At 64.5% G+C, this 22,706-nt stretch carries 25 protein-coding genes; 17 read left to right on the top strand and 8 right to left on the bottom strand.

Annotation, left to right across the window (positions count from 1 at the left end; translation table 11 throughout):
* Positions 1–205: 205 nt before the first annotated feature.
* Entirely contained in the window at positions 206–538 is a 333-nt protein-coding gene (locus tag ACQP0P_RS37725) for an STAS domain-containing protein (RefSeq protein ID WP_433364844.1), read from the top strand.
* Between the two features lie 23 nt (positions 539–561).
* Here ACQP0P_RS37725 and ACQP0P_RS37720 read toward each other — a convergent pair whose 3' ends face one another.
* A complete protein-coding gene (locus ACQP0P_RS37720; RefSeq protein WP_433364841.1) occupies positions 562–1,848 on the bottom strand; it encodes a hydroxyacid-oxoacid transhydrogenase in 1,287 nt (428 codons plus the stop codon).
* Between the two features lie 179 nt (positions 1,849–2,027).
* Here ACQP0P_RS37720 and ACQP0P_RS37715 point away from each other — a divergent pair, with 179 nt between their 5' ends.
* From ACQP0P_RS37715 to ACQP0P_RS37705, 3 genes are all read left to right on the top strand, one after another.
* Complete coding sequence (locus ACQP0P_RS37715) at positions 2,028–2,609, top strand: hypothetical protein (RefSeq protein WP_433364838.1); 582 nt, start codon at positions 2,028–2,030, stop codon at positions 2,607–2,609.
* A 965-nt stretch (positions 2,610–3,574) separates the two neighbouring features.
* The gene (locus tag ACQP0P_RS37710) at positions 3,575–3,754 is read left to right on the top strand and encodes a hypothetical protein (protein ID WP_433364835.1); all 180 of its coding nucleotides are present in this window, start codon (positions 3,575–3,577) and stop codon (positions 3,752–3,754) included.
* Between the two features lie 5 nt (positions 3,755–3,759).
* Positions 3,760–5,064 carry a hypothetical protein gene (locus ACQP0P_RS37705; protein WP_433364833.1) on the top strand — a complete coding sequence of 435 codons (1,305 nt, stop codon included), beginning with the start codon at positions 3,760–3,762 and terminating at the stop codon, positions 5,062–5,064.
* A gap of 2 nt (positions 5,065–5,066) precedes the next feature.
* On the opposite strand, the gene ACQP0P_RS37700 is transcribed toward ACQP0P_RS37705, so the two are convergent.
* A complete protein-coding gene (locus tag ACQP0P_RS37700) occupies positions 5,067–5,933 on the bottom strand; it encodes a pyridoxal-phosphate dependent enzyme (protein WP_433364831.1) in 867 nt (288 codons plus the stop codon).
* Between the two features lie 22 nt (positions 5,934–5,955).
* Positions 5,956–6,918: a hypothetical protein gene (locus ACQP0P_RS37695; protein WP_433364829.1), complete on the bottom strand. Its 963-nt coding sequence runs from the start codon at positions 6,916–6,918 to the stop codon at positions 5,956–5,958.
* 564 nt (positions 6,919–7,482) lie between these two features.
* Between ACQP0P_RS37695 and ACQP0P_RS37690 the strand changes: the two genes are divergently transcribed.
* The 6 genes from ACQP0P_RS37690 to ACQP0P_RS37665 all read left to right on the top strand — a co-directional run bounded on the left by ACQP0P_RS37690 (position 7,483) and on the right by ACQP0P_RS37665 (position 13,935).
* On the top strand, positions 7,483–9,057 hold the full coding sequence (locus ACQP0P_RS37690; protein WP_433364826.1) for an L-tyrosine/L-tryptophan isonitrile synthase family protein: 1,575 nt from the start codon (positions 7,483–7,485) through the stop codon (positions 9,055–9,057).
* Between the two features lie 229 nt (positions 9,058–9,286).
* Positions 9,287–10,480, top strand: coding sequence for a hypothetical protein (locus ACQP0P_RS37685; protein WP_433364823.1), 1,194 nt, complete (start codon positions 9,287–9,289; stop codon positions 10,478–10,480).
* A gap of 77 nt (positions 10,481–10,557) precedes the next feature.
* A complete protein-coding gene (locus ACQP0P_RS37680) occupies positions 10,558–11,436 on the top strand; it encodes a 3-hydroxyacyl-CoA dehydrogenase family protein (protein WP_433364820.1) in 879 nt (292 codons plus the stop codon).
* Between the two features lie 35 nt (positions 11,437–11,471).
* Complete coding sequence (locus ACQP0P_RS37675; protein WP_433364817.1) at positions 11,472–11,699, top strand: hypothetical protein; 228 nt, start codon at positions 11,472–11,474, stop codon at positions 11,697–11,699.
* Positions 11,686–12,822, top strand: a complete 1,137-nt coding sequence (locus tag ACQP0P_RS37670; RefSeq protein WP_433364814.1) for an acyl-CoA dehydrogenase family protein — start codon at positions 11,686–11,688, stop codon at positions 12,820–12,822. The genes ACQP0P_RS37675 and ACQP0P_RS37670 overlap by 14 nt, the downstream gene beginning before the upstream one ends.
* Before the next feature lie 45 nt (positions 12,823–12,867).
* Entirely contained in the window at positions 12,868–13,935 is a 1,068-nt protein-coding gene (locus tag ACQP0P_RS37665) for an HAD-IIIC family phosphatase (protein WP_433364811.1), read from the top strand.
* A gap of 72 nt (positions 13,936–14,007) precedes the next feature.
* On the opposite strand, the gene ACQP0P_RS37660 is transcribed toward ACQP0P_RS37665, so the two are convergent.
* Complete coding sequence (locus ACQP0P_RS37660) at positions 14,008–14,697, bottom strand: PIG-L deacetylase family protein (protein WP_433364808.1); 690 nt, start codon at positions 14,695–14,697, stop codon at positions 14,008–14,010.
* 315 nt (positions 14,698–15,012) lie between these two features.
* On the opposite strand from ACQP0P_RS37660, the gene ACQP0P_RS37655 reads away from it, so the two are divergent.
* The 3 genes from ACQP0P_RS37655 (at position 15,013) to ACQP0P_RS37645 (ending at position 17,303) form a co-directional block, all read left to right on the top strand.
* Positions 15,013–15,642, top strand: a complete 630-nt coding sequence (locus ACQP0P_RS37655; RefSeq protein WP_433364805.1) for a GNAT family N-acetyltransferase — start codon at positions 15,013–15,015, stop codon at positions 15,640–15,642.
* 132 nt (positions 15,643–15,774) lie between these two features.
* Entirely contained in the window at positions 15,775–16,209 is a 435-nt protein-coding gene (locus ACQP0P_RS37650; RefSeq protein ID WP_433364802.1) for a YybH family protein, read from the top strand.
* Positions 16,210–16,241: 32 nt separating this feature from the next.
* Positions 16,242–17,303 carry an alpha-hydroxy acid oxidase gene (locus tag ACQP0P_RS37645; RefSeq protein WP_433364799.1) on the top strand — a complete coding sequence of 354 codons (1,062 nt, stop codon included), beginning with the start codon at positions 16,242–16,244 and terminating at the stop codon, positions 17,301–17,303.
* Positions 17,304–17,384: 81 nt separating this feature from the next.
* On the opposite strand, the gene ACQP0P_RS37640 is transcribed toward ACQP0P_RS37645, so the two are convergent.
* From ACQP0P_RS37640 to ACQP0P_RS37630, 3 genes are all read right to left on the bottom strand, one after another.
* Complete coding sequence (locus ACQP0P_RS37640; RefSeq protein ID WP_433364797.1) at positions 17,385–18,512, bottom strand: glycosyl transferase family 90; 1,128 nt, start codon at positions 18,510–18,512, stop codon at positions 17,385–17,387.
* A 160-nt stretch (positions 18,513–18,672) separates the two neighbouring features.
* Positions 18,673–19,110 (bottom strand): ATP-binding protein, encoded by a 438-nt coding sequence (locus tag ACQP0P_RS37635; protein WP_433364794.1) that lies wholly within the window; start codon positions 19,108–19,110, stop codon positions 18,673–18,675.
* Between the two features lie 53 nt (positions 19,111–19,163).
* A complete protein-coding gene (locus tag ACQP0P_RS37630; RefSeq protein WP_433364791.1) occupies positions 19,164–19,454 on the bottom strand; it encodes a hypothetical protein in 291 nt (96 codons plus the stop codon).
* 292 nt (positions 19,455–19,746) lie between these two features.
* On the opposite strand from ACQP0P_RS37630, the gene ACQP0P_RS37625 reads away from it, so the two are divergent.
* From ACQP0P_RS37625 to ACQP0P_RS37610, 4 genes are all read left to right on the top strand, one after another.
* A complete protein-coding gene (locus tag ACQP0P_RS37625; RefSeq protein WP_433364788.1) occupies positions 19,747–20,073 on the top strand; it encodes a helix-turn-helix domain-containing protein in 327 nt (108 codons plus the stop codon).
* A gap of 207 nt (positions 20,074–20,280) precedes the next feature.
* Positions 20,281–20,424, top strand: a complete 144-nt coding sequence (locus ACQP0P_RS37620) for a DUF397 domain-containing protein (protein WP_433364785.1) — start codon at positions 20,281–20,283, stop codon at positions 20,422–20,424.
* A gap of 117 nt (positions 20,425–20,541) precedes the next feature.
* Positions 20,542–21,597: a TolB family protein gene (locus tag ACQP0P_RS37615; protein ID WP_433364782.1), complete on the top strand. Its 1,056-nt coding sequence runs from the start codon at positions 20,542–20,544 to the stop codon at positions 21,595–21,597.
* A 37-nt stretch (positions 21,598–21,634) separates the two neighbouring features.
* Positions 21,635–21,757, top strand: coding sequence for a hypothetical protein (locus tag ACQP0P_RS37610; protein WP_433364779.1), 123 nt, complete (start codon positions 21,635–21,637; stop codon positions 21,755–21,757).
* 36 nt (positions 21,758–21,793) lie between these two features.
* Here ACQP0P_RS37610 and ACQP0P_RS37605 read toward each other — a convergent pair whose 3' ends face one another.
* Positions 21,794–22,597: an SDR family NAD(P)-dependent oxidoreductase gene (locus ACQP0P_RS37605; RefSeq protein ID WP_433364776.1), complete on the bottom strand. Its 804-nt coding sequence runs from the start codon at positions 22,595–22,597 to the stop codon at positions 21,794–21,796.
* Positions 22,598–22,706 lie beyond the last annotated feature (109 nt).

Here is a 22,706-nt window from a genome sequence, read left to right as displayed (position 1 = left end):
TGAATCCTGAGCCCTCACGCCCCCGTCCTGATCCCGGTGCAGAGCGGACAGCAGGCGTAGAGTGGAGATACCGAGGACATTTCAGATATTTGCCTTCAGGTCGACGTCGCCCAAGGCGACAGGTGGCTCCGGTTCCCTTACGGGTCGCGGGCCGCGCCCCTGCCGCCGGTCACCAGGACGCGGATCCTCTCTGAGAGGAGGCATCATGACCGTCCTGCAAACTCAGACTTCTCACGGAGCGGGCCCTCAGGCCGCCGGCCCCGCCGCCACAGTCATCCATCTGTACGGCGAGATCGACGTCTTCACCAGCGCGGCGCTGCGCGAACGACTGCTCCGCGCGTTGCGGCGCGGCGCGAACCCGCTCATCCTCGACCTGTCCGGGGTGTCGTTCTTCGACACCTCAGGGCTGGCCGTACTGGTCGGCATCCAGCGCCGCGCCAGATCGCTCGGAGTCACCTTCGAGCTGTCCGCGCCTCGTCACCAGACGGCGGCCCTGCTCCGGGTCACCGGCCTGGACCGCACCTTCACCATTCGCTGAGCGTCAGCGGAGCGGACTCCCCGTCACCAGAGCGCGATGGAACGGGTCAGGATCCTGGTGAGGTCGTCCTCGGTGACCGGCCGGGGGGCGGTGCTGAGCAGGCGCTGCTGCTTCATCGCGCCCTCCGCCAGCGCGGGGACGTCCGCCTCGGTGTAGCCGACGCCGCCGATCCCGTCGGGGAGGCCGATGTCGCGCATCAGCCCGGTCAGCACGCCGGGCAGGTACTCGGAAAGGTCGTCGGGCCTGGCGGCGGACGGGTCGAGCAGCTCGGCCGCGCGCAGGTGCCGCTCCGGCCGCGCCTCGAAGGTGAACCTGAACGCCTCGGGAGCGGTCAGCGCGACGGCCATGCCGTGCGGCACCATCGGCTCGCCCGCCGGGTAGCCCTCGGGGTGGAAGTCCCTGACCCGCCCGGCGATCGGGTAGGCGTTGGCGTGCGGGATGTGCACGCCCGCGTTGCCGAACCCCAGTCCGGCGAACGTCGCCGCCAGCGCCATCCGCCCCCTGGCTTCGACGTCGTCCCCGTCGCGTACGGCGGTGCGGAAGGACTGCGCGAGCAGCGCGATGGCGCGCTCGGACCACATGTCGGCCACCGGGTTCGAGCCGCAGTAGGGCACCCGCTCCTCGGGGCGTTTGCGCTCGTATGAGGTGTAGGGCCGGGCGGTGTAGCTCTCCAGGGCGTGGCAGAGGATGTCCATCCCGGCGGCCGCGGTGACCCCGGCGGGCTGGGTCATCGTCAGGTCGGGGTCGACGACGGCCAGCACCGGGCGGAGCCGGGCGTGGCTGATCCCGGTCTTCACCTTCAGGTCGAGCACGTCGAGCACGCAGATCGTGGTGCTCTCCGAACCGGTGCCCGTGGTCGTGGGCACCGCGACCAGTGGCTTGAGCGGCCGGGACGGGGCCAGGCCGCCGCCCACCGGCGCGTTGACGTAGTCCATCAGCTCGCCCGGGTTGGTGGTGAGCAGGTTGACCGCCTTGGCGGTGTCGATGCTGGAGCCGCCCCCGACGGCGACGAAGGCGTCCCACGGCCCGGAGGCGCGGGCGTGTTCGATGGCCGCCAGCAGGCTCTCGTCCGTCGGCTCGACGCGTACGCCCTCGTACACGCCCGCCTCCATGCCGAACCCGGAGAGCTGCTCGGCGATCCGCTGCGGCGCGCCGGTCGCGGCCACCCCGGGGTCGGTGACGACGAGGACGCGCCGGGCGCCGTACTGTCCGAGATCGAAGCCGATCTCGGCCGAGGCGCCGGAGCCGAACTTCAGGGCGGGGGCGCCGTAGGTGAAGACGGACTCGGGATTGCCCGGAGTACTGAACACGCCCGGCTCCTCTCTCGCTGGTCTTGCCGGTGTCATCGGGAGGGAGCCGCATGTGTCAGCGGGCATACCCAGCGGTATGTTACGCCCGCCCGGCGAGCTAGGGTCGCACCGGTATGGACTTTTCCGTACGCAAGAAACCTGCAAACCGATGGCAAGCCGGACTTACTACGATCGCCGCCATGATGAAAAGAATGATCGCGGTGACCGCTGTCGCCGGAGCCGCCGTGCTGGCGGCCCAGCTTCCCGCGTCCGCGAGCTCCTCCACCGCGCTGCTCCGGCTGCGCGGCGGTTTGACGCTGGAGATCCCGAACTCCTGGCGGGTGTACGGGACCGCGGACCAGGTCCGGGTGGTGACCGGTGCCTGCGCGCGGCCCAACGGCGGTTACTTCCAGCCCAGGTGCGACAGCTTCTGGGTCATCGGGCCGAAGGCCCTCAAGACCGGTGCCGAAGGCTTCGGGCGCTACAACCCCGACCAGGGGCCGTTCTATCCGGCGTCCGACGTGGTGCCCTGCGCGACCAACCCCAGGTACGGCCAGGTCCTCGGCAAGGCGATCGCGGTCGGCTACCGCGACATCGGGGTGGCCCACAAGGCGCACTACCGGGTGTGGCCCGGCCGGTGCGTGACGTACACCGGCGGTGAGCAGAAGTCGACGTTCAACCAGCGCGAGTGGTACCTGCCCCAGTCGAAGATCCTCATCGTCGACCAGTGGGCCACCCCGGGCCTGGCCACCATCCTGAAGAACGCCGTCTGGGACAACTGACCGCCTGACCCGTTGCCTGGAACCAGAGGCCCGATCCTCTGGGTCCAGGAAGCTCGTTCCGTTCACCGGGAAGCCGGCGGCGTGACACCGGCCGAAAGGTCACGTCCCCGCATGTCGAAGCCGATCTTCCAGACGAGGTCAGAGCGGTGTCGTGCTGGGCGACAGGGTGACGTTGACCTGGTAGTCGACGCCGTTGCCGCCGGCGTTCGGCCGCAGCGCGTACTGGACGTCGTTGGTCAGCGGGTCGAGTTTGATGGAGTGGAGGAAGACGTTGTCATCGGCGAATATGACGTCGTTGTCCCGGACGTTGATGGTGACCCAGCCCCCCCTTGGCGGGGAATGAGGGACTGCTCGCCTCGCTGACCGTCCAGGACCGGCTGTCGTCGCTGCCCGGCGGGCACGGGGCCTTGTTGAAGCTGTAGCAGTAGCCCGAGTCGACCGGCAGGAACGCTCCGTTGGCGGGCCAGACACGCACGGTCCGGGTGCTGAACGGCACCAGCCCCGGTCCGGAGACCTTGGCGAAGATCTCGTCGCCGTTCCTGCCCAGCTGTGGGTTCTCATCTGATCTGGCGAGGACTACCTACCTTGACCTGCGGCTCGCCACTTACCCTGGGGACCTTGTTGGCAGAGTCTTCTCAGCTGACGTGGCGAATTTCCGCCGCTCATGCCGACCCCGGCGGGAGCAGTGTCCGGCGGTGGTGGCGCGTGCGGACGATCCCCGCCACATCAGCTGAGAAAAGGGCTGCTCTCGCCACCGACTTCGCCAGATCACTTGAGAACTCGCCACTTCGGCTGAGACCTCACACCCTGGCCCTCAGCGCTTGGGTCGATCAGCACGAGGTCCGCCGGCCTCCAGCCCACACTTCGCTGTCATCACACTCTGGTACTATCCTGTTACATAGGGTCATGATGTCGATAATTCTGGGAGAGGCGCGACCAGCGCCACATCCGTCACTGGAGGGGACATGGGCGAGACTTATACAGCAGCGAACGCGGGCGCGAAGCGCAAGGTCGTGATCGAGATCGCCGAGGAGCACATCGGGACGGTCGACGATGTTCGCACAGCGCTTCGCAAGCGCATCGACGACGTTACCGACGAGCAACTCAGCTGCGCGCGAGGGATTCAAGTCCTTCTCATGTGCTGAGTCACATGTCGGCGATCCATCGAGATGATCTTACTGCGGACGAGACCACGCGCGAGAACGCCCGCATCAATCTCAGACTGGCACTGGAAGCGTACCCTTTGTGGGTAGAACGGGTGACCTGTCCAGACCTGAAGCGATCGTTCCTTGCGAACTGTTCGGCCGCGGTGCCTTACTACCGGAACCTCTTCAACGGCACCGTGCAGGATCTGGACCGGTTTCCCGTCATTGATCGAGCTGATCACGATGACAGACGCCTCGAATTCATCAGCACTGCTTTCGAGGATCCCCGTAGCGAATTCCTCCGGATTTCCACGAACGGCACCTTCGGCCGCAGCCTTCGCGTCGCCTGGGACCTACCGAGCCTCTTCGATCTCAATCACGCGAGCTACCTTCGGCTCTCGACGGTCCTGCCGAACCTCTTTTCGTCCCTGGTCCGGGGTGAACCCTCGGCCTTCGTGATCTCGGATTCACCTCGCGATCTTCGTACCTCGGTCGTGATGCCCGCCCTGGATGGAGCGATCCTGCGAAGACTGACCCTGGGACGCGACGAGGCGACCGACGCCGCGCTCGTCGAGCATCTTCGCCGCGCGCGGATCGCATTGCTGCACGGCAAGCCCTCGGCGCTGCTGAACCTCGTCGAGCTGGACAGCCTGCATGACGGAGGCGGACGGATCGCACCGGCCAACGTGGTGTGCAGCGGCGAGAACCTCTACGCCGACAACCGCGCACGCATCGAGGCATGGTTTGGGTGCCCGGTCGTCGACGCGTATACCGCCAGCGAAGCGGGCCTGATCGCGTACGAGTGTCAGCACCGCGGCGGCATGCACGTTGTGACGGATCATCTGACGGTCGAGGTGGCAGTGAGCGACGAAAGCCTCAGCCCGACCGGGACGGGGCAGTTGCTCATCACCAATGCGCTCAACTGGCGCCACGCCTTCGTCCGTTACCGTATCGGCGACAGGGCGACGGTGACGTCGGGTGAGTGCGGCTGCGGTCACGACGGACAGACCATCGTCGCCATGCCCGGACGCGAACGGGCGACCTACTGGGATGGAAGCACTTCGATCACCGCCGAGGAGATCAATACAGTGATCGAAGCGACCGATCCTCCAGTGAAGCAGTATCAGGTCGCGCCAGGCGAGGATCATCAGATCGTGATCTCCTGGGTGGGTGAGCCTGGCGGGGACACTGCTCGAACATCGACTGCCCTGGCCGCGGCCTTGCGTGAGCGTTTCCCCGGTAGCAGGTTCGGGCTGTCCAACGTCCCGGCCATCAATCTGCCCGGCGGCAAGCTCCGGCGGTTTCTGTAAGGTCAACCGGTAAGAATCACCACGTGCGCCGATGTCGGATCGAGCTGTGACGCGAATGCCCGCAGGCCCACCAGACCGGCTGCGCCTGCCGGGGACACGCGGAGGTCGGCGTACCTGAACATGCTGTCACTGGCCACGCCCAGCTGTTCGTCCGTCGCGTCGCAGAAGTGGCCACCTGTGCGCAGGACCGCGTCCATCGCCTCGCGGGCATGAAACGAGCGCCAGTTCACGAGCGGCTCGTTCACTTCCGTCTCCAGCAGCTGCGCGGCGTCGAGCTCAATCAGTCGACCTCTGGCGAGGCTTGCCGTCAGCGCGGTGTTCCCGGCGCTTCCCACCACGCCGATGCTCACCGTGAGTGCCCGATGCTGGAGTCGGGCGTACACGCCGGCCGCGCACGTGCCGTTGCCGACGGGCAGCCAGATCGACCCTAGCGGTGCCGGACACTGCGCTATGAGCTCGTCGACGATCGCGCCGTACGCCAGGATCGCGATCCTTCCTCCACGGCCGATGGGGTTGGCATCGAACAGCTGACGCTCCCTGGCGAAGTTCCGGCTCGCCTTGACCGCCGCCTCGTAGTTGTCCCCTCTGGCGACCACCACGGCTCCGAGACCGATCATCTCTTCGGACCGGGTATGGCGATATCGGATCGGCACGAAGACGGTGCACGACAACCCGCGCGCACGACTCGCCCAGCTCAGGGCCACTCCGAGGTTGCCGCAGCTGCCGACCGTGACACCGACCGCTCCGTCGCGGATCGCCGCGAGCACCAGCCCGCCGGCAACCCTGTCTTTGTGCGTTCCCGTCGGGTTCCTCATCTCGCACTTGGCATAGACGTACGGCAGATGCAGACGGTCCTCCAGGTAGCGCAACCGGATCAGTGCCGTCTCCCGCTTACCCCCCATCGGGGTTCCGCACGAGACCCGACCCGAGATAGGCGAGCAGGTCGGGATGTCCTCCGTTGCCCCAGGAAGGCGTCGTGTTGATGTCGATCAGGTAGAGCCCGCCGTGGTCATCGCCGACCACGTCGAAAGCTCCGTACTCCACCTGTGCGGCGTCCGCGACGCGGGCGGACATCGCCGCGACGCCGCCGATATCCGCAGGGAGCGCCGCCGGGCGGTCAGCATCGGCTGTGTTCAGGTAGTAGCTCTCTCGCGTGATCCCCACAGGCATCTTCTTGAAGATCGCCGAGTCGAACACCCGCGATACGACCATGGCCTCACCCGCGAGATAGACACGATGGAAGCGATGGGCCGCATTGGTGATGTACCGCTCGACGACCCAGTGTGCCGAGGTCCAGACAGCCGCGGGGACCTCATCGCGCCTCATCACGTGATAGTCCGCCTCCGCTCTCGACGACGGCATGTCGTGCGGTGACTCGTATCCCAGCATGTCCCTTTGCGGAACGGTCAATTCGCACTCACGCACGCCGTGGTAGTTGCAATTCGTTTTGACCAGCAGCAGCTCGTCAGGATCGCCGTCGCGTGGCGCGATGGCCGAGGAGACCCCGGCGCGGGCGCAAGCTCGTTGGACGGCGCGCTTCGAGATATCGGAGATCCCGGCGTTTCGCACCGTGACGCCTCGGGTCCGCAGTTCGTCGACGAGCTTTTCTCGGTCGAACGGCACCCGGGCGGAAAGCGTCAGGTTGACATGGAACACGAAGACGCGACACATGGCCGGTATTCGTGAAAGCACATCCTGGAACCTTTCTCCGAGGCTGACGCTGATGCGGTGCGCCCCCGGTAAGATAGCCGGAAGCAGGGACCCCTTCCAGGCGCTGTGCTCGTAGACGGCCACCTGATCGAAGCTCCGCATATCGCAGTATCGACACACATCTTCGCGCACGTCAAGCGACATTAATCGATCTCCTGGAGACGATGTCCGTCGGCGTTCCCGAGACTCCGCAGGGCCTTTCGGTCCAGCTCGTATGAATGCGGCCCAAGCGTATGTCGACGATCACAGAATTCCTCATCCAGATCCGCTGAGGCGTCACGTAATAACGAGATCGTTCCAGTAACCTCCGAGCCCGCTCGGACAGCGGCGAAGACGATCTCCGGAGCAGCGGCGACTCGTTCCGGCCACGGAAACGACTGCTTGTTGGAAAAGGTAAGGCTGTGATATTAGTGGGTCAGTCATGTTCCACCCGTGGCACAGTCGGCGGATGGACCGAAGGCACATCATCACTTAGGCCCGCTGAGGCGGGCCGACGGGGCGCATCCCGAGACCGATCAAAAGCACCGCGCCCACACCGGGATTCGCCTCACGGCTCTGTGGGTCGGCCAGGGGAACCGTCTGTCCTGACCACCATCGTGCCCTTCTCAGCGTGCCACTCGACCTCAACTCGAACCTGGAGAAACCACCGATCCAGGCTCAACCAAGGGGGCGTCGACACATGGACCGGATACTCGACGATCTGGCGTCATGAGGTTCCCGCGAGCTCCTTCTTCGGAGCATTTATCCTACCAGGTCGGCCTCGACAAGATCCAAGAGGCCGTGATCAGTTCCCATTTCATGCATGAACTGGCCGCCAATTCGGAGCTTCAACTCTACGATGAGGGTCAGTTCGTCGCGAAGGCACTCGACATCGATGCCGAGGCCGTCCATAACCGCCTGATTCCCGCCATGCGCGAGGCATGCGACACCTTCTCCAAGGATCGGGCCACCGCCGCACGATCTAGGGCGCGTGAGAACTATCGGAAGTACGGACTGGCTGATCCACGCAAGGTCGGAACAGCTCAGTTCATCACGGAAGTCATGTTCGACCGGCAGTATCGCAGGGAGCCTCTGGAAAGCTGCTCCAGGGAACTGCTGTGCAGTACCGTGGCGGAGCGAATCGAGTCCGGCTCCCCGATCGAAATGGTCATTCCGGCGCTGCCGTTCAAATTCTCCTCACCCCTCAAGACCCGCGGTCGACTACCGGACCTGGCCGAGCTCAACTTCATTCTCGGTCTTTACGAGATCGTGTCAACGATCGAGCAGATCTACCGAGCGGCAAGACCTGACCTGCGAGGGCGTCTGGCGGGATTCACAGTCGTTTCGGACGGGAGTCGCTACAACAGACTGGTGAACGAGCCGGACAGCGTCATCGAGCGCTACCGGAATCGCCTCGGACTCTGGATCGAACGATTACGGCTTGAGCAGCACATCAACATACTCGACTATCGATCGCTTCTTCGGGACTCGATGCCGGCGAGTGCCTGGCAGCGGAAGGCCGAAATCGCCGACAGGGCGCGTACAGAGTACGGACAAGCGCTGTGGCCGATATTTGACCCGAACGAGATGGCTTCCGCAATGACCATGGCCGCCCGGGTCGAACCCGATCCGGAATACTCCAATCCTGCGGGCCGGTTCGTCTCCCTACTGAAATCCTTGGTCTACACGATCAAGTATGACTCGCTCAAGATGTTCGAGCGCATGCCGGTTGATGCCTACCACGCTCTCTACCGCGATCTCACAGCACACATCTTCAAGCCGTACACCGCGATCTCGCCCTCCGAACTCGCCCGCATCCGCGCGGAAGCCGACGTCGGCGCGGGGCTCGCACCGACGGAACGAGTGAAGGAGTACCTGAGGCAGACGATGCTGAGGGAGTCCTGGGGCTGTGCGATCGACTACATGGCCGAGATCAAGAGCGACCGGGAGCTTGCGGAAGACCCCATATTGACCTGCCTGCCAGGCCATCTCCGCTGGACCATCCACGCGAAGGCCGGTCAGCTGGCGGTGTCGACGCCGATCGCCGCTGGAATCAGAGTCCAGGCATGGGCGGGAGCCGCCGTGTTCAGGCTCACCAGGAAGAACGACATCAAACTGTGCACCCTTCCGGTCCTCGCCCTGGAGGGAGCCGGCGCCATCCCGGTGCGAGTGAGCGGCATGGACGATGCGCTGGCTCTCGCCGACCAGCCTCTCTTCTACATCTACCCGGACGTCACGTTCGCCGACATGGATGACTTCCTCGCTGTCGTCCGAAGGTCGCTCGTGCGCAGGAGAACGAATTAATTCAGCTCGTTCGACTTTCCGCAAAGTATTGACGATTGCCCTTTGTTTATCACATCTATATTAATGTTAGGTCATCCACACCAAAGCGCGTCGAACCGCAGCGCCGCGCTGCGCAGCGACGACGGCGCCACCAAGTGGGAGGTCCACATGGACGGCGGGGGCGCGACCCGAGGTTTCATCCCGTCCGTTCGCCGCGGTGCCGCGGTCATCTCCGGACCGGAAGTCAACGATGGCGGCTGAGGCGGCGGGCCGCCCACCCAAGAGGGCGATCTTCTTCGTCTACGACGGGGGCACCGGCGTAGGGCACCTGAGGAGACTCGGTTGCATAGCCAGAAGACTTCAAGGGCGTCTTTCCTGCCTCATCGTCACCGGCCACCGATCAGCGGCGCACTGGTTCGTGCCAGAGGAGTGCGAGTACGTCCACCTGCCGAGCTGGGACAGTCTCCTGGAAGCCAAGGCGCGTTACTGGGGCCGCCGGCCGTTCGTCTTCCTGGACGAAGCCGACGCCGTTCGGCTGCGAAAGGCGATCCTGACGGCGGTCGTGGAGGCGTTCGAGCCCGATGTCATTTTCGTCGACCACCTTCCGCTGGGAGCGGGGGAAGAGATCGCGGACGTCATCAAGGACACGCGATGCCTCAAGTACCTGGTGACAAGGGGCGTTCTGAACGAGACCGTGAACCTGCGCGAACTCGTATTCGGCGGAAAGGCCGGCCGGTATCTGGATTCGTACTATCACCGGATTCTGGTCGCGACCGACCGGAAGGTCTTCGATTTCGCGGCGCAGTACAACATCTCGCCCGAAATACGCGAGAAGACGGTCCACACCGGTTACGTCACGGACAGCGTGCCGCAAGGCACGGTGAAGACGGCCCGCGAGGATCGTGGCCTCAAAGACGGTGACACCTGGGTAGTCGCCTCGGCCGGCGGTGGCCAGCTCGGAGAGCCGCTGATCGAGGGCTGTCTGGAACTCGTCCGCGCATACCCGGACGTCACGTTCGACATCGTTCAGGGGCCCCGATCGAACATCGCCTGGACGTGGCGGCACCGCGACGTCATCGAAACAGGCAACCTGCGGCTGCACAGGGAGACCCACCAGATGCCCTTCTTCCATGCCGGCGCGGACCTGGTGGTCTCCTCGGGCGGATACAACTCGCTTCTGGAGGCGCTGCAGGGGAACGCCAAGATTCTCTGCTTCCCGTTCTGGAAGGATCGGCGCGATGAGCAATATCGTCATGCCGCCCGGTTGAGGCAATTCGTCGACCTTGACGTATCGGTCGACCTGTCCGAACTACCGGAACTGTTTGCGCGGGCCATCGGCTCGATCGGCAGCCGTGGAGTGCGCGACCGGCGTGCGGAGCTGGACTTCGATGGCACCGGCGCCATCGAGCGAATAGTCCATCGGGATCTCGGGCTGAGCGGCTGAGCGAGCCGTCGCGCACACTCGCGCACAGCAGTGGACGTACGAGTCAGACGGCGTTGTGACCAGGCAGGGGAATCTCCATGGAATATCCGAACATCGGCGTCATCGGTGCGGGGACCATCGGAACCGAGGTCGCACAGAGCCTTGCTCAGGCCGGGCACCTGGTGGTCCTGGTGGATATCGAGACTGAGATCCTCGACCGGGCACGGTGCGACATCGGCAAGAACCTGAAGTACGCGTCCCTGTTCGATGCCAAGGTCCGCGAGACCAGCCATGCCGACATATTGTCGCGCATCGACTTCACGACCGACTACCGCCGTATGGCCGAGGTCGGCCTCGTCGTGGATAACAGCACCGAAAGCTGGCCGATCAAGGAGGCGGTCTTCAGGCAGCTGGATCGAACCTGCCCACCGGACTGCATTCTGGCAGCCAACACCTCCGCGATCTCGATCACCCGCTTGGCCGGCACGACACAGCGACCCGACCGCGTCATCGGCGTGCACTTTATGAATCCCGTCTTCCGAAAGGCCGTCGTGGAGGTCGTCAAGGGCTGGCACACCAGCGACGCGACCGTGGAGGCGGTCCGATGTTTCCTCGGTGGGCTGGGCAAGCGGGCGATCGTCGCCAATGACATGCCCGGTTTCGTATCGAACCGGGTTCTCATGCTGGCGATCAACGAAGCGATCTTCGTCGTGCAGGACAGGGTCGCCACCCCGGCCGATGTCGACGAGATATTCGTCAAGTGCCTGGCACACGAGATGGGGCCGCTGGCGACCGCCGACTTGATCGGTCTGGACACGGTCCTTCTCACGCTGGATGTCCTCTACGAGAGCTACCGGGACGGCAAGTTCCGCGCGTGCCCGCTGCTGAGACAGATGGTCGACGCGGGCCTGCACGGACGGAAGTCGGGCAAGGGTTTCTTTGACTACTCCGGACAGCGAGGACTTCGATGGACGTGAGAACCAGGATCAGAGGCTACCTCAGGCGGGCGATCGTGGAAGAGATCAGCGACGGGGACGACTTGTTCGAACTGGGGCTCGTCAACTCCCTGTTCGCTCTGCAGCTCGTACAGTTCGTCGAGAACGAGTTTTCGATCACGGCCGAGCGAGAAGACCTGGACATCAACAACTTCTGCTCGATCGACACCCTGACGGCGTTCGTTCTCCGGAAACTGAGCACGCCGACGGAGCCGCCACTCGGACACGGCCATGCGGCTGACTGACGCCCAGACCGGCTGGCGCGACAGGGCACGACAGTTCGCTTCCGAGCAGATCGCCCCGCTGGCAGACCAGATCGACCAGCAACAGATCACCCCCGCTTCCGTCCTGGTCGCGATGAGGGAGAACGGGTACCTCGGTGCGGCCCTTCCTGCGCGGTGGGGCGGGGGTGGGATCGATCCGGTCAGCTACGGCCTGGTCACCGAGGAGATCGGAAAGGCGTGCTCGTCAGTTCGCAGCCTGATGACGGTGCACAACATGGCGGCTCAGGCGCTCGTCGCGCTGGGCGACCGGGATCAGCACCAGCGATGGCTGCCGGAGCTCTGCGCGGGTAAAAAGATCATCGCCTTCGCCTTGAGCGAGCCGAACGCCGGCAGCGCGGCGCATGCGATCGAGACGCAGGCGGTGAAGCTGAGCGACGGCTATCTGGTCAGCGGCACGAAGAAATGGATCACCTTCGGGCAGATCGCCGACCTGTTCCTGGTCTTCGCCCATTACGAACGCAAGCCGGTCGCGCTCGTGGTGGACCGGCACAGTGACGGCCTCACGGTGACACCGGCCAAGGACATCTTCGGCACCCGGGGTTCGATGCTGGCCGAAGTCAGGCTCGACAACGTCCACGTCCCGAGATCGCACCAGGTGGGTCCCACGGGCATGGGAATCAGTTTCGTCGCCAACTGGGCGCTTGACCATGGGCGGTTCTCGGTGGCCTGGGGAAGCACCGGAATCATGCAGGGATGCCTGGACGCCTGCGTCTCCTACACCCAACAGCGACGGCAGGGGGACCACCGGCTGAAAGACCACCAACTCGTCCGCCGGCACCTCACCGACATGCTGGTCGCTCACACCGCCGCCCAGGCGGTCTGCTATCGAAGCGCCTGCCTGCGGGAGGTGGGCGACCCGCGTGCCGTCATGGAGACCGCCATGGCGAAGTATCACGCCGCCGGCGCGGCGATCCGGGTCGCCACCGATGCGGTCCACCTACATGGGGCGAACGGCTGTACCACGGACTATCCGGTCGCCCGGTACCTGCGTGACGCCACCGTCGCGGGGATCATCGAGGGGACCCATGAGATCCACCAGGTGACCCTGGCGGACTACGCCTTCCAGCGGCCGTACCTGCGGTGATTCGATTGGCTTCTGGATTCGTCAATTCAGTTCGGGAGTGCGAGTATGCGGGCTGAGCGCAGCCACGCACCTGCCACGGACGAGCGGCCGGGCATCAAGTGCGTCGTTTGGGACCTCGACGACACGTTGTGGCAGGGCACCTTGCTCGAAGGCGACGATCTGGTCCTCGTACCCGGCGTCAGGTACGTCGTCGAGGAACTCGACAACCGAGGCATACTGCAGTCCGTCGCCAGCAAGAACGACTACGACCTGGCCTGGACGAGGTTGACCGAGTTCGGCCTCGCGGAGTTCTTCCTGTGTCCGCAGATCGGCTGGGCCGACAAGTCGGCGTCGATAAGGATCATCGCGGGTGAACTCGGCATCGGCCTGGACACCTTTGCCTTCGTCGACGATCAGGCATTCGAACGCGACGAGGTGCGACACGCCCTGCCCCAGGTGAGTGCGATCGACGCCGTCGACGTCGACAAGGTGCTGGACATGCCCCGGATGCGGCCCCGTTTCGTCACCGACGAATCGAGGAAGAGACGGCAGATGTGCCAGGCCGACATCCAGCGAAAACGGTCCGAAGACGAGTCTCCCGGCAGCCGCGAGAAGTTCTTCGAAACGCTCGACATGTGCATGACGATTCGCCCGGCCGGCGAACTCGACCTGCGTCGAGCAGAGGAACTCACGATAAGGACCAGCCAGCTCAACACGACCGGCCGGTTTTACTCATACGAGGAACTGAACGATCTCAGGGATTCGCCTGACCATCTCCTCCTGGTTGCCGAGCTGGAAGATCGATACGGGACCAGCGGAACCATCGGCCTGGCGTTGATCGAGCGAGGTTCGGACACCTGGCTGGTCAAGCTGCTTGTTATGTCCTGTCGCGTCATCACCCGCGGAGTGGGCGGGATCATGGTGAGCCACATCATGCAGTCCGCCAAACGCAACGGCGTGCGGCTGCGGGCCGACTTCGTCGCTAACGAACGCAATCGCATGATGTACCTGACCTACAAGTTCCACGGATTCCGCGAAGCCGCGGCCTGGGGCGGCGTGGTGCTACTGGAGCACGACCTCGGCACCATCCGTCCGTTCCCCCACTACGTCACGGTCCGGGTCGACGAACGATGAGTGACGGCACCGAGGTTCACCTTTGAAGGTGGCGTTGAACGCCTCGGCCAGAGCATTGTCCAGGCACGTCTTTCAGGTCGGCGCCGTGACAGTGTGCCGGACGACCTCGAACGCTTCGGCTGCCTGGCATCCGATCTGCGCGCCGCGCAGGCGCGCGGCGGCCAGCAGTGCCTCGGCCGAGCGCGTGTGGGGCCAGGGTCTCATTTCTGATGCGTACAGCTTCAGGGCCTGTTCTTTCACGGCGAGGGCTTGCGGGGTCAGGGGCTGGAACCAGGTGGGCCGGAACGGGGTCCCGGTGCCCCATTCGGTGGCTGAGCGGACCTCCCAGGCCAAGACGGTGCGGACGAGACAGCCGGGTTGCGGCCGGGTTGCGGCCGCGGTGGCTTCGGCGGTGATGCGGTGGTCCAGGGAGAGGTCGGCGACGCTGTGGGTGTAGACGACATCGGGCCGCCACCGGCGGACGGCCTCCTCCACCGTCTGGGTGATCCTCAGCCGGGCAACGGTGTCGAAGCCGTTGTCGGGGAAGTCCGCGACCTCGGCCTCGGCTCCGTAGAGGGCGGCGACCTGGCGGACGCAGTCGGTGCGATGGGCGCGGATCGCGTCCTGGCTCTGGCCGGGACGGCTGGTGGCGCTGGCGCTGAGGACCAGCACGTGTACTCGGTCTCCGGCGCGGACGTGCTCGGCCAGGGTGCCGCCGGCGCCGAGGACTTCGTCGTCGGCGTGGGCGGCGACGGCCAGGACGCTTCGCGCGGTGAGGTTCATGGTGCTCCTGAAGTGCACAGAGGCGGACCGTTACGCGGCTCGCGGCGCGGGCCGCGGGCTGATGAGAAGAGAGAAGGGAAACGTGACGTAGGCAGAGGATTTTCCCGGCGTGAGGCTGCGAATCGGCAAGGGCGTGCGGATCGGCGCGGGGACGGTAATCATAGCCGATGACCTGGTACTTCGTGAGGAGGCGGTGTGGCCGGGGTGCGCTGCCAGATCGCGCAGGAAACCCGGTGGTTTACACTTTTCTCTACATCTCTTGCTCTTGTCGCGCACCAGGGTGCTGTCGTCGCGCCACCAAGGAAGGGAAGGCGGATGAAGTTCGCCAAGCCCGGCCCGCTTTCCGGGCCCTGCGTCGTGCTGGAGCCGCTGACGAGGCAGCATCAAGAGCCGCTGCGAGACGCCGCCGGCGATGATCAGAGCATCTGGACGTACTTCACTACCGTACGTGGAGCCGACTTCGACGACTGGTTCGACTACTCCGTTGAACGGTATGCGAACGGTGAGCTCTACCCGTTCGCGGTCAGGCGCCGGGCAGACGACAGGATCGTCGGCTCGACCCGGTACTACGACATGGCGCCCGAGCACCTCCGCCTTGCCATCGGCTCGACGTGGTACACGAGCAGTGCCCGGGGAACCCTCATCAACTCCGAGGTCAGGTTGCTGACGTTGACGTACGCCTTCGAAACGCTGTCGGTCAACCGCGTGGAGCTGATCACCGACCCGTTCAATCTGAGTTCGAGGGCTGCCATGAAGATTCTGGGAGCCGTTCAGGAAGGTGTGATCCGCCAGCACATGATCTACGACGACGGCCGAGTCAGGGATTCTGTCCTGTTCAGCATCATCAAGAGAGAATGGCCTGGCGTCAGAGACAAGCTGCTGCGAAAGCTCGGTTATACCGAGGACATGATAAACATCAAGCCTTTTCCGACAGACTGCCGGTGACATTATCTCCCCGACGGATCGTCACAGGCACCCGTCCGGCACGGAGAATATTTGCATGTATTGACGTAAATCATACGTCAGTATAGCTTTTCGATTAGCCGGCTGTAGGAGAGTCCCGCATCGGGAGGTCTCGTGGGTGAACTCGACGATTTCCGTACCGACACCCTCGCCCGCCAGACCGAGGCGATGAGGGCGCTGTTCTCGGGAGACCAGGCACCGTTCATACGAATGTGGTCGATACAGGATCCGCTGAGCCTCTTCGGAGCATGGGGGGCGTGCACGACGGGAACCGACGAGCTGAACCGGGTCTACCGCTGGGTGGGTTCGAGGTTCTCCCAGTGCAGCGATCTCAGATTCGACGTGGAGGTCATCGACATCATCGGCGACCTTGCCTACACCGTGGGCTGCGAACGCTTCACCGCGTCCGTGGACGGGCGGCCCGCCGAGCCGATGACGATCCGGGTCACCCATGTCTACCGGCGTGAGAACGGCCAGTGGAAGATCGTGCACCGCCACGGCGACTGGGCCCCCATCGACGAGAGCCTGGCCGCGCCGCCCTCGCCATGACACCGACGGAAACCGGCACCTACGAGAGTCCGGTGAGGATCGACGATTTCAGGATGCTGGCAAGAGAGCGGATTCCACCGCACATATTCGACTACATCGACTGCGGCGCCTGCGACGAGATCACAAGCCGAGCCAACCGTCGCGACCTGGACGAGATTCGCCTACTGCCATTGTGCCTGCGTAACGTCGCCGACCTCGATCTGCGGACCAGTCTGCTGGAGCATTCGTTTAGCTTCCCCATCGGGTTCAGTCCGACGGCTTTTCACCGGCTCGTTCACGAAAGCGGAGAAGTCTCGACCGCGAAAGCCGCGAAGACCCTGAACATTCCGATGATCGTGAGTTCGATGTCCAGTATCGCGCTCGAGGACGTCGTCAGGGGTTCCGCCAACGAGAACCTTTGGTTTCAGACGTACATCTTCAAGGACAGAGCGCTCACGAAGGATCTCATCCAACGGGCGGAGAGTTCGGGCTACCAGGCCATAGTCCTGACCGTTGGGTGTCCGGTCGCCGGAAGACGCTACAAGAACGTCCGCAACCGGTTCGCTCTCCCGGATCACGTGGTCGCCGCCAACTTCAAACAGCGAAAGGTGGTCGTCCACAACAACCCTGTTCACTCGGTTGACGGTGCGGAACTCGATCCCGCGCTGACATGGAACGACGTGGAGTGGCTGCGCGGCCGTACCTCGCTGCCGGTCATGCTCAAGGGCATCATGAACCCGCTTGACGTACAACCGGCCTTGGACCTGCAGGTGTCCGCACTCATCCTGTCCAATCACGGGGGCAGGCAGTTGGATACCACGGAGTCGACGATAAGGATGCTGCCCGAGGTCGCCGCGGCCGTGTCGAAGCGAACCACTCTGCTCATCGACAGCGGATTCCGACGAGGCACCGACGTCCTCAAGGCGATCGCGCTGGGAGCCGACGGTGTCCTGCTCGGCAGACCGGTGATGTGGGCCTTGGCAGCCGGCGGAGAGAAAGGGGTCATCGACGCGGTCGGCCTTCTGCTGGAGGAACTGCGCATCGCGATGCGGATCGCCGGTTGTCAAAGCATCGACGAGATCAGGAAGAACTCGTCGGCCATCATCCGCGGGTGACCTTGGGCACCGGTCCGCGTCGGAGACCCAAAGGACGAGCTCGGCCTGGACATCAGCGGCCGGTCGATGGCCCGCGCCTTTTCAATCAGCACTGTACAACTCGCCGCACCTGTTCACGACTTGGACGAAGAAGGTCTCCAGAACCGTCGGGTGCAGTATTTCCCTGGCGAAGCGCTGCCCGTTGTCGGCGATCGTTCTCGCCTGTGCCGGATGGTCGACCAACCATCGATGAACTTCCGTCAAATCTGAGATGTCGTGCCGGACGGGTGCGTAGTGGACCCAGGGCTTCAGGCCCGGGTAGAAGAACTGGCTCCATTGATGCTGTAGCAGCAGGACAGACCTTGAAGCCAGGATTGTGGGCACGCGTTTCCATGCCGCCACCGCACCGTCCAGCGATATCAGGTACTTGTGGCGCACGAAGCTTTCAGCGGGCAGTTCTTCAGCGGGGTCCCCGAACATCTCCCGCAGGTGTAGTTGCAGTGCGACCGCGGACTCGCTGTCGGTCATGTTGTCATAGGTGATCAGGCGCGCGTCCAACACGTCCGGATGCCTCAGAGAGGCCATCAGGAGTGCGTACCGGGCGAAATCCCGCCGATTGTCGAGGTTCGGATACCCGGGACCCGACAGCGTGCCGCGCCACTTGATCACGCTGAGGCGCTGCTCGAACGCGATCGCGTCAGAGGCCCTCGCGATGGCGACGAGCTCGTCGGCGTACTTGGGCCCCAGGATGCCGAAATCAGGTATCAGAACGGAGTGCGAACTGATGTCGTCGTCGTCACGCCGGTCACATCTCAGCAGCGGCGCACCCTTGAGGAACTGGAGGAACCTGGCGCGATTGGCCGGGGAGACGTACACACTGTCGCTCAACAGCACGAAGAAATCCGCGGGCTGATGTATCCGGTGGAGCGTGCGCCTCAGGGAAGGCAGGAGGGACTGCGTCAGCCTCGGCCGCGATATGGGTTTGTCCACGACCACGCGGAAAGTGAGATCCTGAGCGCTGATCCGGCAGCGCACGATCAGTGACGGGCGAGAGAGAGTCCCGGGGGTGGCCAGGAATGCTTCGAAATCGTCCAAGAAGGATTTCTTGATACCATTCAAAGTGAGATGCCGGAATTGTTCTCGCTGCCGAGTGTGAATCGCCACCATCGCCTCCGATGGCATGGCGGGATCGACGGATACGCTCATCACAAGAAAAGTGTACTGGAGCATTCCCGAATCGTCCCGTGAGCCGTTCGAGGTTGGAACGCGTTGGCGAGGGCGGAGTCGTGCACGGCCGCACCGATCGCCAGGCCGCTGAAGCAACTCGCTGCCCCTTGCAGAGAAACACTGATAATCAGCGAGCGGTCAGCCCATCCTCCTTGACTCTCGATCATTGGATATCTCTGAGCTGCATATTGTTGAGCTGGAACCAGACCGATCTGCCCGGGCCGTCGTGCTGGAATCCCCACTCGGTGGCGAGCAGGTCTACCAGCCACAACCCCCGCCCGCCGTCGTCGTCGGCCTCCGGTACGCGTACGGCGGGCGCGCTCGTGACGGAGCCGTCGTCGGTGACCTGCGCGTGGACCATCGTGGTGGTACGGGCCAGGTAGACGGTCAGGCGCCCGTCCTTCGCACGCCCGGAGTCGGAGTGGGCCACCGCGTTGGCGGCCAGTTCGCTCAGCAGGAGCAGCACGTCGTCGAGCGCCGGGGCCGCGACGCGTCCGGTCAGCAGCTCCCGTGCCCAGGCCCGCACCTCCGGCACGGAGGCCACCCGGCCGGGAAAGACCTTCCGCCACGCGCTGTACGGCTCACCCGCCCACGGCATCATGCCGTGATGTCCGGGGCGCCGGTCCTCTTCCTCCGTTGCCTCCCGTTCGGATCTCAAGCGGTCACCGCCGACATGATCATGTCGGCCGCGTTGTCGGCCTCCGCCCAGACCCATTCCCCGCGCTGCCAGAGCCGCGCCCACCACGGCCGCCAGACGAACGCCCAGCCGCGGTAGCGCCGGACGACCGTGACCCTGACCAGTGCCGTGCCCGTCGCCGACCGGATCTCCAGAATCGGCTGCCCGGCCACCGGAAGGACCAGCGAGGTGCACACCCCGAGGCCGTGCAGATCCCAGCTGAGCAGGGTCAGATGAACGAATCGCGCACGCCGCTCGACCGCCGTCACGCTCCGGTCCTCCGGATGCCCCCGGCGGGCACGACCGAGGCGCGAAAGGTCGCCGTTCTGATCATTCATCACTCGTTCTCGCCCCTGATTTAAAGGTATGAGGATGCTTTCTTTTCTGTCCTGTCGAACCGAGAAGACGTGTGATTAGATTGCCCGCGTGGCAGGTGGATTCATGGCTGGATTGGCACCCCGGTGGATGCTCTGGAATGTCGGGTGAGGGTTTCCCCATACCAGGGCCTGGAATCGCCGCTATAACTAAAAATCCGTTTTTCTCTATTTCAGGAGGAATGCGATGAGCGACGAGATCCCCCCGGACCCGGGCTCCCCCCGCGCGCGCTTCGGCGCCGAGATGCGCCGCCTGCGCGAGGCCGCCCAGCTCTCCCAGAGCGCCGTGGGCAGACGCCTCGGCTGCACCCAGACCCAGATAAGCCGCCTGGAGAGCGCCAGCCGCACCCCGTCGAAATCCGACGCCGAACGACTCGACCTGCTCTTCGGCTCCGACGGCAGTACGTACTTCACCGACATGCGTCAACACATCGTCGCCCGCCACGGCGGCCCTACCTGGTTCGTCGGCTGGGCCGAAGAGATTGAGCCGGTCGCCCTCGTCCTGAGGTCCTGAGATCCGCTGCTCGTTCCGGGTCTTCTACAGACGGGTTTCGGGAGATCCCATCTTTGTGACCTCAATATGGAATCGCTATGAAGCGATACGCCGATGGGCTTACCCTGAACACATGTCCCTAAAAATGATCGAGGAAGTGAGGCGGGAATTCTGAGTGCTGCCGTGTGGCGGAAGTCATCGCTTTCTGGCGACAACGGTGGGCAGTGTGTGGAGGTCGCTGCCAACCTGCCCGGTGCTGTCGCGGTCCGTGACAGCAAGGACCCGCACGGCCCCAACCTGCTCTTCACCCCCGGCCAGTGGCGGACTTTCGTTGGTGGCGTCAAATCCGGGGGTTTCGATCGGCTGACCTGACTGACTCTCAGAATTTTTCTGAAGCGTCATTTATGGCCGGAAGTCAGGAACTCACGTGGTGCTTCATGCGTCTGATAGGCCGTGAATCACGCGCGGATTTTTCGGCTGCTCGCGGTTGTGGCGTTATTCGCCGTCGCGGTCGGTGCGGTGTCGGCATGTACGGCCACCGTCACCGACCGTCGGCCGCTGCCCACCTGGCCTGCGAAGCTGCCGAAGCCGCCCGAATTGAACCCCGCCGTCAAGGTATGGCCCGAGGCTGTCTTCACCCTGCCGGCCAAGCTCAAGAAGGGGCCCAACGTCCAGCCGGTCGCCATGCTGAGTGCGAACGAGGCCCTCATGGTCACCCCGTTCGCCCCGCGTGCCCAGTTCGTGGCGTACGACCGCCGAACAGGTCGGCACCGGGTGCTGGCCACGGCTCCGAAGTGGAGCGACTGTGATCTGTGTTACGAGATTCGAAGCGTGGCCGTGGGTGAGGAGCAGGTCGTCTGGACCGTCGGGGTCTACCGCTCCGAGCGCTGGAACCCGGGCCTGCGGCACGTCGAGCTGTGGGCCATGCCGAGGTCGGGCGGGCAGATGAGGCTGGTGACCTGGCTGACGGGTCACTATGACGAGTTTCCTCTCCAGGATGAGCTGACGATCGACGGTGATCAGATCACCTGGCGGAACGAGAACGGCTCCTATCGGATCCCGCTCTCCGGCGGGAAGCCGCAGGAGATCACCGTTCCGGCCGGAAATCCACCCACGGACCGGTCCGATCCGGATGTGCGGTACATGACCTGCGGGGGCGAATGGTGCGCGGGCGAGCTGGAGCCGGGTTACCACGAACTGACCAAGGGGTTCATCCAGCGCAGGGACGGTTCGGAACGCGTCACGTTTCCCGCGGCTTGGGGAGGCGCGCTGATCGGTGACAGATTCGGTCTTTTCGCCCTGCCATATGTGCATGGAATCGAGGTGCGTGGTTCCGTCAAGGATTCGGGCTCAACCGCGCTCCTGTACGACCGGTGCGCCGCCAGGTCGGTGCGGGTCGGTGTGAAGCACGAGGTCGAAGGCTCCAGCGCGATCGGCAGGGGAGCGTCAGGCCCGGAAGCGCCGATCCTGTTCTGGAGAGAACGGGGCAACCGGTATACGGTGCTGGACCTTTCGCGCATCCCTGATCAGCCTTGCCGGAACTGAGCAGGCGACACCAGAGAGGCTCGTCCAGCAGAGCCTGTTGAAGGCGCGACACCGACAGCTCGCCACACTGGTCAAGACCAAGCTCAAACGGATGCAGTACCGTCCCGCGCTGCTCGACGGCTTCATCGCCCGGACTGGCCTGATCCTCGAACCGTCGTAACTCCGGACTTTCACCCTCAGATGCATGAGGGCGGGGTCAGCCGCCGGGTGGGAGCATGGTCCGGCGACCCGGGGCGGCAGGGGATTGGATGGTCATGCCGCCGTCGACGACGAGGAGTTGTCCGGTGAGGTAGCGCGATTCGTCGGAGGCGAGGAAGACCATGGTGTGGCCGATGTCCTCCGGGCTGCCGAGATAGGGCAGGGCGTTCGTGCGCCTGAGGTCGTCGACGACGTCCTGGGGCAGGTTGGCCAGCAGGGCGGGGGTGACCACCGCGCCCGGTGCCACGGCGTTGCAGCGGACGCGGTACGGGCCGTACTGCACGGCGATCGACTTCGTGAGGTTGATGACGGCGGCCTTCACCGCACCGTAGGAGATCTGCAGGACGTCTCCGACCAGGCCGGCCACCGAGGCGGTGTTGATGATCGACCCGCCACCGGCCTGGATCATGTGGGGAAGTGCGTACCGGGAGCCCAGGAGGGTGCTGCGCACATTGAGGGCGACGGCGCGGTCGAACTCGGCCATGTCCAGCCGCAGCAGGTCCAGGTCCACGCGCGGATTCGTACCGCCGACATGGTTGCAGAGCACGTCCAGACGGCCGAACTCGCGGATGGTGGCACTCACCATGTCGGCCACGGAGTCCTCGTCCATGACGTCGACCGTCATCGCGAGCGAGCGACCGCCGGCGGCGTCGATCAACCGAGCCGTCTCCTGTACGGCGCTCTGGTCGCGGTCGGCCACGGCGACCAGGGCACCCTGTGCGCTCATCAGTCGCGCGGCGGCGCGGCCGATGCCGCTGCCGGCTCCGGTGATCAGCGAGACCTTCTCCTTCAGACGGTCCATCGAGCGGCCCCTCGCTCTCCCATCGGCTTGTCAACAGTGATGACAAATGTATGTCACCTGTGATGGCCGGCCTCTTCGGCGGGAGTGGAAAGAGGTCCGTTCGCGGTAG

The sequence above is a fragment of the Streptosporangium sp. CA-115845 genome, assembly GCF_050943795.1.
Lineage (GTDB): Bacteria > Actinomycetota > Actinomycetes > Streptosporangiales > Streptosporangiaceae > Streptosporangium.
The sequence above is the reverse complement of the archived record's forward strand: the minus strand, read 5'-3'. Positions and strand labels throughout refer to the sequence as shown.